The 14,914-nt window shown below is 46.1% G+C and carries 10 protein-coding genes; 2 read left to right on the forward strand and 8 right to left on the reverse strand.

Going from position 1 to position 14,914, the window contains the following annotated elements:
* Positions 1-19 precede the first annotated feature (19 nt).
* From C9I43_RS14745 to ilvC, 7 genes are all read right to left on the reverse strand, one after another.
* Positions 20-1,492 carry a KAP family P-loop NTPase fold protein gene (locus tag C9I43_RS14745; RefSeq protein ID WP_107884216.1) on the reverse strand — a complete coding sequence of 491 codons (1,473 nt, stop codon included), beginning with the start codon at positions 1,490-1,492 and terminating at the stop codon, positions 20-22.
* A gap of 479 nt (positions 1,493-1,971) precedes the next feature.
* Entirely contained in the window at positions 1,972-3,105 is a 1,134-nt protein-coding gene (locus tag C9I43_RS14750; RefSeq protein ID WP_107884218.1) for a pyridoxal-phosphate-dependent aminotransferase family protein, read from the reverse strand.
* Between the two features lie 211 nt (positions 3,106-3,316).
* Positions 3,317-4,924, reverse strand: a complete 1,608-nt coding sequence (ilvA, locus tag C9I43_RS14755) for a threonine ammonia-lyase, biosynthetic (protein WP_107884220.1) — start codon at positions 4,922-4,924, stop codon at positions 3,317-3,319.
* Between the two features lies 1 nt (position 4,925).
* Positions 4,926-6,815, reverse strand: a complete 1,890-nt coding sequence (gene ilvD, locus C9I43_RS14760; RefSeq protein WP_076500707.1) for a dihydroxy-acid dehydratase — start codon at positions 6,813-6,815, stop codon at positions 4,926-4,928.
* Between the two features lie 138 nt (positions 6,816-6,953).
* Entirely contained in the window at positions 6,954-7,211 is a 258-nt protein-coding gene (gene ilvM, locus C9I43_RS14765) for an acetolactate synthase 2 small subunit (RefSeq protein WP_076500709.1), read from the reverse strand.
* Positions 7,208-8,881, reverse strand: coding sequence for an acetolactate synthase 2 catalytic subunit (gene ilvG, locus C9I43_RS14770; RefSeq protein WP_181317920.1), 1,674 nt, complete (start codon positions 8,879-8,881; stop codon positions 7,208-7,210). Before ilvG ends, ilvM begins: the two co-directional genes overlap by 4 nt.
* Positions 8,882-9,532: 651 nt before the next feature.
* Positions 9,533-11,011 (reverse strand): ketol-acid reductoisomerase, encoded by a 1,479-nt coding sequence (gene ilvC, locus C9I43_RS14780; protein ID WP_107884224.1) that lies wholly within the window; start codon positions 11,009-11,011, stop codon positions 9,533-9,535.
* Between the two features lie 254 nt (positions 11,012-11,265).
* On the opposite strand from ilvC, the gene ilvY reads away from it, so the two are divergent.
* Positions 11,266-12,153, forward strand: a complete 888-nt coding sequence (ilvY, locus tag C9I43_RS14785; RefSeq protein WP_107884226.1) for an HTH-type transcriptional activator IlvY — start codon at positions 11,266-11,268, stop codon at positions 12,151-12,153.
* Positions 12,154-12,236: 83 nt separating this feature from the next.
* Here ilvY and paeA read toward each other — a convergent pair whose 3' ends face one another.
* Positions 12,237-13,559, reverse strand: coding sequence for a polyamine export protein PaeA (gene paeA, locus C9I43_RS14790; protein WP_107884228.1), 1,323 nt, complete (start codon positions 13,557-13,559; stop codon positions 12,237-12,239).
* Between the two features lie 939 nt (positions 13,560-14,498).
* Between paeA and C9I43_RS14795 the strand changes: the two genes are divergently transcribed.
* Positions 14,499-14,867, forward strand: a complete 369-nt coding sequence (locus C9I43_RS14795) for a DUF6232 family protein (protein WP_107884230.1) — start codon at positions 14,499-14,501, stop codon at positions 14,865-14,867.
* Positions 14,868-14,914: the final 47 nt, after the last annotated feature.

Genomic DNA, 14,914 nt, shown 5'->3' on the forward strand with positions numbered 1-14,914 from the left:
TATTTCAAAGCATTATTTTTTATTCAATATTCCCCGCTAATTCAATAGCTTTTTTATAGTCATCCCAGAGCCAATATTTTCTGCTACTGTCATAACTATTCGATATATCAGCTGTCATATAATTTGCCCATCTATTAACTTCTAAATGTATTGCCCCTAATTTAAGATCTTCTATTCTTGAATACGACCTAACCTCAGTTACTTGGATTTTTCTTCCATATTGATTAAGTTCTTCGTAAATATGCAATTGGGTGCTAGACATACAAAGATTAATGAAATCTTTAATTTTCAAGCCTTCAAATATTTCATCTTCTGTATTTTTTCGTAGGGAAAGGTCATCTGATTTATTATTCTTTCTTTTATAAAAAAAGCTTTCACCTCTATCAAATTCAATTAAACCAATAATCAGTGCTGGAATACAAATAGCTTGAATTTGTTGTTTTTTTGAACCCACGTTTTGAGCAAACCGCAAGCAAGAATTTAACTTATTAATCAACTGGTCTACATCACGAATTTTTAGTTGATAATAATTTGCTAGCTTAGCGATCGTTTCTATTTCCAGAATTTTTAGATTTGCATAAAAGCCAGAAGGGAAAGGATACAAATAGCTATACGGCTCATTATCTTGCAGCTTAGAGCTGAGATAATCAACTAAATTAGGCTCAGGCAAGCTTGCCTTACGATCAAAGAAGCGTTTGAGATATTGAGCTGCATCAAAACCTGCACCATAAACTGCCGCAATTGAATGTATAAGTTGGTCTGTATCGGTCGCGACTACAAAAACAAAGTTATCAGTTTTAAAGAAGTGTTTGATAACTTCCAACATTTCGATAGCATAATTGGGACGACAGCGATCCAGCTCATCCACCAGCACCACGACAGGAAGCTTAGCACCACCACCCGTTAATTTTCCCGCAACTTCTCCCAAAGTTATTCTAATCTGTTGAATAGCACTGACCAGTTCTTGATGCTCAGTCGATAATACCGTTAATAAACTGTCAGGCTCACCGCTTATTGCTTGCTGTACCGCATTACCAATAATGCTCGGATCACCTAAATATTGCTTAGAAAGATAGGCTGAAACCCCCACAGCAAGCCCCTTAATAAATCGGCCGCATAACTTTTTGAATCTTTCAACTTCTTCAATAGAGTCAAGATTATAGTTAAATGTTTCTAATTGAGTGAGGAGTTCACTAGTGACTACAGTGAGCGGATCTTTAGAGAAATCACTCTCCCACGCATCGATATAAATAACGGGGTGATTGCGCTTAAGTAATAACGAGTAAAAACGTTTTAGGAATTCAGTTTTACCACTGCCCCAACCACCATTCAGGTTAAGCACAAATCCATCGTGCTCGCCGGTGATATAATCAGCGAGAAACTCACCGTATTCACCACGTTTGAGCAGACAATTATCAAAAGTGTATTTATCCTGCCAGTCGGCATATTTAGCTTGATTAATGAATGAGGCTTGCTCTGCACTATTTTCCATATCAATTCCTTAGTCGAGGCGAGGTCATACTGTAGGCAGCAATCGCCACCACTGCAAAACCACACCTTAAACACCTGATAATAAACAATATTTACAACATCAACTACCTGTAACTACCGTGGATTTACAGCTGACTTAGGAAAAAATCGGACATGCAAAATGCACTTGGCATTAACAGCCAACATCGAGGCTACAGAAGTTCACCCTCCCCTCGGAGTTGCCGCAGGGCGAATAGACAAATTGCGTGAGTTCGGTCATGGATGACCGACTAGCTTTCGCAGGTGCAGGGACGCATCCTTCGGAAGCGATAGCAAATTTGGCTATGAGCACAAGGGGCTTTCAACTCCGTTGGGGGCGTCTTGGAGAATCCAAGGAGGATAGGACGAGCAGTCCTCCTTGGTCGGGTGTGGGGTGAAGCCCCACGACCTTGATTCACCTCGGCCGTAAGGCCGCAAACGGCAAAGCGTAATCTTGGCACATTAGCTCAAAACCTCTTCTAATGCCTTGAGGCATAAAGAGACATTCTCACGGCGGGCGCCAAAGCCCATTAGGCCGATGCGCCATGCTTTACCTGCTAAGGCGCCAAGACCTGCGCCGATTTCGAGGTTGTAATCCTTCAGCAAACGAGTGCGCACTGCGCCGTCATCAACTCCTGCTGGGATATAAACCGTATTAAGCTGTGGTAAGCGATAATCTTCGGCGACCACAAAATTAAGCCCTAACTTTTCAAGCCCAGCACGCAGCACTAAATGCATCTCGTGATGGCGTTGCCATGCATTTTCTAAACCTTCGGCCGCCAAAATACGCAGGGATTCATGCAGTGCATAAAGCGCATTAACTGGCGCCGTGTGATGGTAACTGCGCTTGCCGCCCGCGCTGGTCCAATAGGCCATGACTAGGCTTTGATCGAGGAACCAACTTTGTACTGGGGTTTTGCGGTTTTTAAGTTTTTCGACTGCTGCTGGTGAGAATGACACGGGCGATAAACCCGGTACGCAGGAAAGACACTTCTGGCTACCTGAATAAATTGCATCGATTCCCCATTCGTCGACTCTTAACTCAACGCCGCCAAGGGACGTGACCGCATCGACTATGGATAAACAACCGTATTGCTTGGCTAATGCACACAAAGTTTTGGCATCGGACAAGGCGCCAGTAGACGTTTCAGCATGTACAAAGGCTAAAAATTTTGCATCAGGATGGGCTTTCAGCGCCGCTTCCACCGCAGCAGGATCAACAGGTGTGCCCCATTCGTTGTCCACCAGCACAGCAATGGCGCCCATGCGTTCGACGTTTTGGCGCATTCGGTCACCAAACACCCCATTACGACAAACAATCACCTTCTCGCCCGGCTCAACTAAGTTAACAAAACAGGTTTCCATGCCCGCACTACCCGGCGCAGATACTGCCATAGTCATTTCATTTTTAGTTTGGAAAGCGTATTGAATTAGGCTCTTGAGTTCATCCATCATGCCCACAAACAGCGGGTCTAAATGGCCGACTGTTGGTCTGGCTTGCGCGGCAAGCACTTCAGGGTAAACATCCGACGGGCCTGGGCCCATCAAAATACGGCGAGGTGGATTAAAAGCGATAAAATGCGGTGCTGGTAACATCATGGCTCCTTAATGCGTGCAGGTTGAGGTCTTACTCTTATTATGTGTATTAGGGTGTTGGCGAATAGTTAATATAGATACTGTTAGAGTATTCGCTCTTAACTTTATCCAAGCTACCACAAAAAGGCGCGCATGTGCGCCCCTCCTTTAGCCTAAGTGGTCACTATATTGGTTATAAAACAATGAAAAATGTAGTGATAACCAATTGTTTTTATTTATTTAGTTTATTATTTGCATTTAAGAACAGTTGATAAGCTGGGCTATCGGTTTCCTCTTGATACACAAAATCCAGTTCAGTTAAAAACTGCTGGAATGGCAAGGCATCACTCGCAGGTACTTCAAAACCCGCTAACACTCGGCCAAAGGCCGCACCGTGATTACGATAATGGAACAAACTGATATTCCATTTGCTTTGCAATGTAGTTAAAAATTTCAGCAGTGCACCGGGATGCTCGGGGAACTCGAAGCTAAATAAACGCTCTTCTAACGGCTCAGGTGGATGTCCACCCACCATATAGCGCACATGCAATTTAGCGGTTTCGTCACCCGACAAATCCTGCACTTCAAAACCATTAGCCTCTAAGGTGGTAATAATGTGTTCTAGCTCGCCTTGGCCGCGGCTTAAGCGAATGCCTGCAAACACCACAGCCAGATCGCGACTGCTGAAACGATAGTTAAACTCTGTCATTACTCGCCTATCGAGTAACTCACAGAATTTTAAGAAACTTCCTGGACGTTCTGGGACTTTCACCGCTAATACTGCTTCTTTTTGCTCGCCGAGTTCGCAGCGCTCCGACACATATCGCAAACTGTGAAAATTCACGTTTGCGCCGCTTAAAATCGCCGCTAACTTTTCACCATTACCAAAGCCACCTTTACCACTTTCGCCGCTGGCATTTATGCTGACATATTTTTTAAGCCCCGCCAGCGACAAAGCCCCCGCTGGTTCGGCTATAGCGCGGGTGTCCTCAAAAATATCTTTCACCGCCGCGCAAATTTCATCCGAGGTGACCGTCACCACTTCATCAACATAGAGTTTAGCGACCCGAAACGGCTCAGTACCAATGCGTTTTACCGCCACGCCGTCAGCAAATAAACCAACCTGCGCCAGCGTCACTGGCTCGCCCGCCGCCATCGCCGCCTTTAAACAAGCGGCATCTTCTGGCTCTACGCCGATAATTTTTACCTGCGGCATCACGGCCTTGTAATACGCAGCGATACCCGCGATTAAACCGCCGCCGCCCACGGGCACAAATATCACTTCAAGATCGCGCTGCTGCTGCAACATTTCTTGGGCGATAGTGCCTTGGCCGGCTATCACGGCTTCATCATCAAAGGGGGCGATATAAACTCGGCCCTCTTCTTTCGCCAACGCCATCGCAAAGCCATTGGCTTGATCGAAAGCTTGGCCGTGTAATACCACGTTGCCACCTAAACGGCGCACCGCATCGACTTTGATATCTGGCGTGGTTTCTGGCATCACAATCACCGCATCCACACCGCGACTCGCCGCCGACATCGCCACACCTTGGGCATGATTACCGGCTGATGCGCACACTACGCCGCGCTGACATTCGTCCTTGGTTAGCTGCGCAATACGGTTATAGGCACCGCGTAACTTAAAGGAATGCACTGGCTGCATATCTTCACGCTTCAAAAAGACCTGACAACCTAAACGCGCCGATAACTTGTTCATGCTTGAAAGTGGCGTCACTTTCGCGATGTCATACACTGATGACAACAGGATTTTTTGCAGATAGCTCTGTGCCAACTGAAAATGGGCTAAATCCGTCTGAGCTTGCGCTGCAAGTGGTAACATATTAGTCCTCCAGTTTACTGCGATCGCGCACCGCGCCCTTATCGGCACTGGTGGCGAGCATGGCGTAGGCTTTAAGCGCGAGTGACACGAAACGCTCTCGACCGATAGGTTTCCACGCCAATGGGCCAAGACTGTGCATTTTTTCGCGCCGAGCAGCGAGTTCAGCATCGCTTAACGCCAGCTTAATACTGCGCGCCGGAATATCAATTTCGATGCGATCGCCGTTTTCAACCAAGGCGATAGTGCCGCCTGCCGCCGCTTCTGGCGATACGTGACCTATAGATAAACCTGAGGTACCACCGGAGAAACGACCATCGGTAATCAGCGCGCAAACTTTACCTAAACCGCGCGACTTTAAATACGTGGTCGGGTACAACATTTCTTGCATTCCTGGGCCACCTTTGGGGCCTTCATAACGGATAACCACGACATCACCCGCGACCACTTCGCCGCCTAAAATGCCGGCAACCGCATCATCTTGGCTTTCATAAACGCGAGCCGAGCCAACAAACGTTAGATTAGATTCATCCACCCCCGCGGTTTTAACAATACAACCATTTTCAGCCACGTTGCCCGATAACACGGCGAGCCCGCCCTCTTGGCTAAAAGCAAATTCGCGGGTGCGGATACAGCCTTCTTGTCTGTCGTTATCCAGTGTTGGCCAGCGGCAATCTTGGCTAAAGGCTTTAGTGGTTGGAATGCCCGCAGGCCCCGCCATAAAGAAGTGTTTTACCGCGTCATCTTGGGTTTGCATGATGTCGTACTGCGCTAATACTGACTTTAAGGTGCCGTCACTGACTGTACCACCCGCAAAAGTGTCACCCTTGTTGGCCGCCACATGGAACACATCGGTATGCAGTAATCCAGCTCTATCTAGCTCGCCTAAAATCCCCATTACGCCGCCTGCGCGGTGTACATCTTCCATATGGTATTTAGGCGTTGAGGGGGCAACTTTACAAAGGTGCGGCACAAGGCGCGACATACGGTCGATATCCGCCATGGTAAAATCAACATCGGCTTCCTGCGCTGCCGCCAATAAATGCAATACTGTGTTAGATGAACCGCCCATGGCGATATCAAGCGTCATGGCGTTTTCAAAGGCTTTAAAGTTGGCGATATTACGCGGTAAGGCCGACTCATCATCTTCATGGTAATAGCGTTTTGCCAGCGCCATCACGCGCCGACCGGCCTCTAAAAACAGCTCACGGCGATCGGCGTGAGTCGCCAACATAGAGCCGTTACCCGGCAAAGATAGACCTAGGGCTTCGGTTAAACAGTTCATCGAGTTAGCGGTAAACATGCCAGAGCAAGAGCCGCAGGTTGGGCACGCACTACGTTCAATTTTGGCACTGTCTTCATCGCTAACATTGGTGTCGGCGCCTGCAATCATTGCGTCGACTAAATCAAGCTTGATAAGTTTATCCGACAGCTTAGTTTTACCCGCCTCCATCGGCCCGCCAGAAACAAACACCACCGGAATATTAAGCCGTAGCGCCGCCATTAGCATGCCGGGAGTAATTTTGTCGCAGTTAGAGATACACACTAAGGCATCGGCGCAGTGGGCGTTGACCATGTATTCCACACTGTCGGCAATTAACTCGCGCGATGGCAGGCTGTAAAGCATGCCGCCGTGACCCATAGCGATACCGTCATCAACGGCGATGGTGTTGAACTCTTTTGCAATACCGCCCGCTTCTTCAATGGCGCTCGCAACGAGTGAGCCCATGTCTTTTAAGTGCACATGGCCTGGTACAAACTGGGTAAAGGAGTTAGAAATCGCAATAATTGGCTTACCAAAATCACCGTCTTTGACCCCTGTAGCGCGCCATAACGCACGGGCACCCGCCATATTGCGGCCTTCGGTACTGGTAGCTGATCGTAACTTTGGCATTGACTGTATCCTTTATCTTAAATCGAAAATGGTATGCTTAATTCACATGGCGAATGCAGCGTTAGCTGCACTGCCCTTATTTATAGCGCCCTTGTCAGCCCTAAAACCGGCGGCTGAAATCGAGCTTAACGCAACGACTTATGCACTGGCCGTTTGTTGCAAACTCATCGGCAACAACACCTTACACAAGGTGACATCAATTAGCTTATTCAGTTGATTACTTAGGAGTTCAATGGCGCGATCGCTATCAACCTCCATATCCAGCGACAGGCTAGCATCGTCGTTCATGCGCATTTGCATTTGGGTGATGGTAAAACCACGGTGACGCGTCACACGCAAAACACGCTCAAGCACTTCGGGGCGTTGTTGAACCGTTAACTCCAGAGAGTAGATCATGTTTGTTTCTCCATTTCGTCCATCATATCGCTGTTTGATGCGCCGGGGGGCACCAGTGGCCAAACATTAAAAGCATCGTCAATTGCAACGTGTAACAAATACGGACCCTTTGCCGCTAACATCTCGGTTAAGGCTTCTTCCACTTCGTCGGAAGAAAAAATAGTACGGCCGGGAATATCAAAGGCCGAGGCCAGCAAGACAAAATCTGGGTTATCGGATAAATCCGTTTCACTGTAACGCTCTTCAAAAAACAGTTGCTGCCACTGTTTCACCATGCCGAGCTTTTGGTTATCAACCAGCACAATTTTTACCGGCAGCTTACGGCGTTTGATGGTGGTCAGCTCCTGCACATTCATCATAAAAGAACCATCGCCAGAGACTGTGACCACTGTGGCATCAGGGCGCGCCACTTGAGCGCCAATCGCTGCAGGCAAGCCAAAGCCCATAGTGCCTAAACCTGCGCTGGATAGATGATCCTCAGGGCGGCGAAACCACATATGCTGGGCAACCCACATTTGGTGCTGGCCTACATCGCAGCACACAACGCTGTCCTCGGGTAACTTATTGGCTAAACGGCGCAGTAGCGCAGGGGCGTAGATCAAACTGCCGGGGTGTTGATAATCCCATTGATGCTTACGGGATAAATGCTCAACCTCGGCCTGCCAAGGGGTGATGTTCATCGGCATGGCTAAGGCAGGCAAAATTTGGCGTAAGTCGCCGGCGATTGCCACCTCTGGCATACGCAATTTGCCTAGTTCAGCGGCGTCGATATCGAGATGGATCACTTTGGCCTTATCGGCAAAGCTCGCTAAGCGACCGGTAACTCGGTCGTCAAAACGGGCACCAACCACAATCAGCAAGTCGCAATCCTGCACCGCTAAGTTAGCGGCCTTGCCACCATGCATGCCTAACATGCCTAAATAACCAGACGTGCCGTGGGCGATACTGCCAAGACCTTTCAGCGTCGCCACCGAAGGTATACCAGTGACTTTGATAAACTCACGCAGTTGATCCACCGCGCCCGCCATACCTACGCCGCCACCGACATACAACATGGGCTGTTTAGCTTCTGCCAACAGTGCACGGGCGGCGTCGATGTCGCTCATCAGGGCTTGGGGTTCATTTATAATCGCAAGTAGAGGTGTGCGGTATTCCAAGTGGGCGATTTGAATGTCTTTAGGGATATCCACTAGCACAGGGCCTGGGCGACCCGATGCGGCGATTTCGAAGGCTTGATACAAGGTTGGGATCAGGTCGTTAACGTCTGTCACCATAAAACTGTGCTTAGTGCAGCTTAGTGACATGCCTAGTACGTCGATTTCTTGAAATGCATCGGTACCGATAACCGCGGTGGAGACTTGGCCGGTAATGGCCACAAGAGGCACTGAATCTAATAATGCATCGGCTAAAGAAGTGATGAGGTTTGTCGCGCCTGGGCCTGAGGTCGCAAAGCACACACCGGTTTTACCGCTGGCTCTGGCATATCCTACCGCAGCAAAGGCGGCGCCTTGTTCGTGACGGCTGAGTAAGTGTTCGACAGGGCTTCCATAGAGGGCATCGTATATTGGCATAATGGCACCACCGGGATAACCAAACACTGTGGTTACGCCATGTGCTGCTAACACTTTTATTACCGCGTCTGCGCCTCTGATCATCTGCCCTGGTTCCATATTCTCTCTCGCTACGTTAGTCCTGAATTGCCGAAATCGACGCTAATATTGACTCTTTTTATACCTTTTCAAACTTTGACCCTAAAACTTGAGCCCTGAAACGAAGAACCCCCCAGTCCTTTCGGAGCGGGGGGTTCTTTTGAAACTTCTAACCTTTTAGGTCTATCAGTTCGCCATGCGCCGCCCCCGCTGTGATTTAATAATCACGACGGTAATAATCACGAGAATGAGCTTGGCAGCTTGGTTAAACATCAATATGGATCCCTAATCGGTGTTTTTAAAATGGTTCTCTAACATCGAGAATGACTTGAAAGTTAGTTTCGCTTTGGGCCTTGCCCTACCGCGAGCTATTAGCTTTACCATAAAGCGACAGCCAAACACAATAAAAATATTTTTTGTCAAAAAAAATTCAGCTTCCCTGCCGAGACAATGCAAAACAACAAAGTAAAACGTTAACTATTGATGCTTAGTGGGCGCCATTCACCTACTGAGCATTTACTGACTTAACTGTGTCGTTTTTGCCCGCTCGACCACTGACTGAACAGGAAAAATGTGTACGTAAACGATTGTAAAACCTGATCTTCAATCTGTTGAAGCCGGTTGAGTAGCAAGCGATGTTTCGGCCTTCTACTCAAGCGCGACCCCAATCAACTAAGCTTCAACAATACTTTTCATATCAGTCATATAACCACGAAGCTCAGCGCCAACATATTCCACCGCGGTTTCACGAATCGCTTCGTTAACGGCGATGAGTGTTAAATTGTCGACACCGGTTGCGCTGTCTTTTAAACCAGCACCTAAATACTCAGATGACATATTATTAACGTAGTCGCGCAGCATAGGCACCGCAGCGTGGTTAAACAGGTAGCAACCGTATTCGGCAGTGTCTGAAATCACTACGTTCATTTCATACAAACGCTTACGGGCAATGGTGTTAGCAATAAGCGGGGTTTCGTGCAGTGACTCGTAATAAGCCGACTCTTCCACGATACCCGCAGACACCATAGTATCGAACGCCAGTTCCACGCCGGCTTTGATCATAGCGACAAGGAAAATACCTTTGTCGAAATAGGTTTGTTCGTCGATATGCTCGCTTGATACGGGCGCATTTTCGAAACCTGTATCACTGGTTTCGGCTCTCCAACGCAGTAAGTTCGCATCATCGTTTGCCCAGTCTTGCATCATAGTGCGAGAAAACTCACCGCTGATGATGTCGTCCATGTGCTTTTCAAATAATGGCTGTAAAATTTCTTTTAGATCTTCTGCAATTTCAAAGGCTTTAATTTTAGCAGGATTAGACAAACGGTCCATCATGTTAGTGATGCCACCGTGTTTCAGCGCTTCGGTTACGGTTTCCCAGCCTTGCTGAATAAGCTTGCCTGCATAACCTGGCTCAACGCCATCGGCGATCATTTTCTCATAACCTAAGATAGCGCCCGTCTGCAACATACCGCACAGAATGGTCTGTTCGCCCATCAGATCCGACTTCACTTCGGCGATGAAAGATGACAGTAAAACCCCTGCTCTGTCGCCACCGGTAGCGCTAGCGTAGGCTTTAGCAATCTCTAAGCCGTCACCATTTGGATCGTTTTCTGGATGAACCGCGATAAGGGTTGGCACACCAAAACCACGTTTGTATTCTTCACGGACTTCAGTACCTGGGCACTTAGGAGCCACCATAACGACAGTAATATCTGAGCGAACTTGCATGCCCTCTTCAACGATGTTGAAACCGTGTGAGTAAGACAAGGTAGAACCTTGCTTCATCAGTGGCATAACCGCGTTAACCACATTTGAATGTTGTTTATCTGGCGTTAGGTTAAGAACTAGATCTGCCGCTGGGATTAATTCTTCAAACGTGCCGACACGAAAACCGTTGTCGGTGGCTTTTTGCCAAGAGGCGCGTTTTTGCTCAATCGCTTCTGGACGCAAGGCAAAAGAGATATTCAATCCAGAATCACGCATGTTCAAGCCTTGGTTAAGACCTTGAGCACCACAACCTAAAATAACAATATTCCAATCTTTAATGTAATTACAGCCATCGCTAAACTCTGAACGATCCATAAAACGACATTGCCCAAGCTGTGCTAATTGTTGACGCAAATTCAGAGAGTTAAAATAGTTAGCCATCTGATATACCACCTATAAAGTCAGAAATATTGGACGCAACCAAACTAACATAATGTTAAATAATGGTTGTGATTAAGGTCACTATAACCTATGCGTATCATTGCTTAAAATGATATATTCGAAACTTAATATTGCATTATGTGCAACGTCAACAACAATGACAGCCCACGTAATATCGGCTTAATAAACCTAACGGCGATAGACAAACACTCAAGTGTGGCGTCATTCAAGCACAGGCTAAACAGGATAAGATCATGGATATTCGTACTCTCAAATTGTACCTGCACTTATGTGACAGTTTGCACTTTGCCAAAACGGCAGAGCAGATGCATGTGAGCCCATCGACCTTAAGCCGCGCACTGCAAAGATTAGAAGAGGAAGTTAACGCTAAACTATTAGAGCGGGACAATCGCAGTGTGACCTTAACCCATGCGGGGCGCGAATTTAAGCTATTTGCCGAACAGACTTTGAATCATTGGGGGACGCTTAAACACAGTATAAGCCTCAAACAGGATGTGCTGCGCGGTCGATTAAACCTGTATTGCTCGGTCACTGCCGCCTACAGCCATTTACCCGCTTTGTTAGATTTATTTCGCCAAGAGCACCCATTTGTCGAAATTGCATTAACCACAGGAGATGCGGCTAACGCCTTGGTTGAAGTGCAGCAAAATCGAGCCGATATTGCCATTGCTGCCCTACCAGACCCATTCCCCAGTAGCTTACACTTTGCCAAAATTGACGATGTGCCGTTATCAATTATCGCTCCAACTATTCGCTGCGCGGTACAACAACAGATTTCTCAACATCCCATTGATTGGTCGAACGTCCCCTTTATCATTGCTGATCATGGCCCTGGACGACGCCGCGCCGATAATTGGTTCAAACAAATGGGTATTAGCCCCAATATTTATGCCCAAGTGTCGGGCCAAGAAGCGATTGCCTCTATGGTGGCGTTAGGCTGCGGTATCAGCATGAGCCCTGTGGTGGTGATCAATAACAGCCCTGTGCGGGATCGTATTCAGCTATTATCGTCGCCCGTTACGATAGAGCCATTCGAGTTAGGTTGCTGCTGTAGGGTAAAACGTTTGGCAGAACCCATCATCAATGCATTTTTAGAGGTGATTAAAACGCCTACAATGTAAAGAATCGAATTATTAATTATGCCTAAGCTGACGCGACCCTTTGCAGCTAAAATGTTAGCCAAAATGAGTCGCATCACCGCAGGTTAAATATCGGGGGAATTAAGCTTGTCAGTAGAAATCGGGTCAATTCGAGTCACTAATAGCTGGTCGACTTTATAAGAGTCGATATCAACCACTTCAAACTTATAACCTGCATAGTTAACAAAATCAGTACGCTTAGGGATTTTACGCAGCATATACATCATAAAACCGGCAATCGTTTCATAGTTTTGATTATGCGGAAATTCTTCAATGCCAAAAGCGCGCATCACGTCAGTAATCGGCGTAACCCCGTCCACCAGCCAAGAGTTGCTATCGCGAGCAATAATTTGCTCTTCACTCTCATGTAATGACCAAGCCCCCATCACCGCGCGCTGTAAATCGTTAGTAGTAACAATACCGACCACGAGGGCATATTCGTTAATCACTACCGCAAAATCGGCACGACTATTTTTAAAGTATTCCATCGCCTCAGATAGGCTTAACGTATCAGGAATAATCAAGGTGGTGTGGACTAGGCTGGTATCCTTTAAGGTAATGTTTTCACCATTAATCACTCGAATTAATAGCTCTTTAGCATCGACAATCCCTTTGATCATATCGAGCTGACCATCACACACTAAAAACTTAGTGTGTGGATCTTCAGAAATCTTACGTTTGATATCTTCTTCACTATCTTGCAGTAAAAAATACACTAAACTTTCGCGGGCTGTCATCGCTGAAGTAACAGAAACGGTTTGCATTTCAAACACATTCTCCATCATCTGCTGATCGCCGCGATCGAGTACCCCAGCCTCTGCACCCGCATTCATTACCGCATAAATATCATCTGAAGTAATGGCATCGTTACGAATGGTAGGAATTTGCAATAGCTTAAAAATACCACTGGCCATACCGTTAAAAACCCACACCAATGGGCGCAATAGCACAATACAGAAAGACATAGGTCCAACAACAGCTAAGGCGACAGGCTCAGGCATTGCCATCGCGATACGCTTAGGCATAAGGTCAGCCACCAAGATAAAGGCACTAGTTACCAACACAAACGAGCATAAAAAGCTCACTTTGCTAAGCCAAGGATCGGTTAACCAAGGAGTAAGCAGACCATAGAAATACGGCCGAAATGCCGATTCACCCACGATACCGCCCATAATTGCTACCGCATTAAGCCCAATTTGTACCACGGTAAAAAAACTACCTGGAACGGCTTGTAACTGCAGCACTTTTTCAGCTCGTATATCACCTTCATCGGCTAACTGGCGTAAACGGATTTTGCGGGAAGCGGCAAGCGAAATTTCTGACATAGAGAAGAAACAACTTGCGCCAATCAGGCACAATATAATCATCACGTTATCAAAGAGACTCATGTAACACCTTTCATTTAACACTGGACTAACTAGGACCAACCCGCGCTTTATTGCTCGCGTGTCAGCTGAATTTATTGTATTGAAGCCACAATGATTGGATTAGCGTAGTCGCCCACCCATCGCGCCAACTCACTCTATTACTGATAAATAAACACTAAGATGACAATAAAAAGAGTGCTGTGAGTATATCTGCAAATGCTCAAGTTGTGCGTGACTCGCCTCCGCAGAATACGAATTCTACTGCTAGGATCACACCGCAATATTCGACGATTTTTAGTGACTATCCTCAGCCAGAATTTAGCCGCCGACTTAGCCTAATATACTGAATATTATATTTTTAATTATTTTATTCGGCTCGACGGCACTAATGTATCAGAACTTTGTGACCTTAGTGATTGATCTGCTAGCACATACAAAAAACAATCGTTTTGACTACGCCAACATGGTTTTAGCGATGATTTTAGCTTAGTCGCATTATTTGAAAGACGTTCAGAATTGCAGCATAGACGCTACTAAGAGCGCATCGTCACCTCGATAATCGGCGACATATTATATCCGATCTGTGGGCTAATATTCCTCAGCTTGAATAATTTTTTATCAGAGAAGCAAACTGGCAGCGCAATCTCATATAAATGTTATCAATTGGTTAGCGCGATTAGATACTGTCAATCGCCAAATAATATTAACTTTACAGTTCTAAATTTCATCGTATACAACATATGATTTGAGGAGTTTTTGACTGCGATAGATTAACTCAGCCATGGATAAATTTTACATATACCCATTCGTAGGTGATTGCTATTAGGATCAGAACCATAGGACAGACCGCGCATGTGAAACATATGTAACAACTAAAAGTTTGTTATGTTTTTATTTGTTGAATTAAATACTGTATTGACACAAAATCCTCATTAAACCAAACACAGATAAGGATTCAACATGGAAGAAAAAGTGTTTTTTAATCAAGGAAATGTCAGCGTAAGCAATAGTCGGTTTATTGTTTCAGGTCAAACCTACGCTATAAGTAATGTTACATCGGTTAAATCAGGAATAATATCGGCTTCAAAAGGGGCGGCTGTATTTCTTATTTTTATTGGTTTATGTTGTTTTTTGGGTGGGTTCATAGTGAAAATCATTGGAGTTATTTTTTTAGCTTTAGGTGTGTTCTCTTGGAAGGGAGCTAAAGATAAATACACTGTCATTCTAAATACTTCAGCAGGAGAAAATAAAGCTTTAATGAGTGAAGATAAAAGTTATATAGAATCAGTTATTACTGCTTTGAATAACGCGATTATTAGCCGCGGTTAATTATTCATCACTGGAAGTTAGGGTCAACTTAACTTCCAAGTTTGAAT

Source organism: Shewanella morhuae, from assembly GCF_003028295.1.
Lineage (GTDB): Bacteria > Pseudomonadota > Gammaproteobacteria > Enterobacterales > Shewanellaceae > Shewanella > Shewanella morhuae.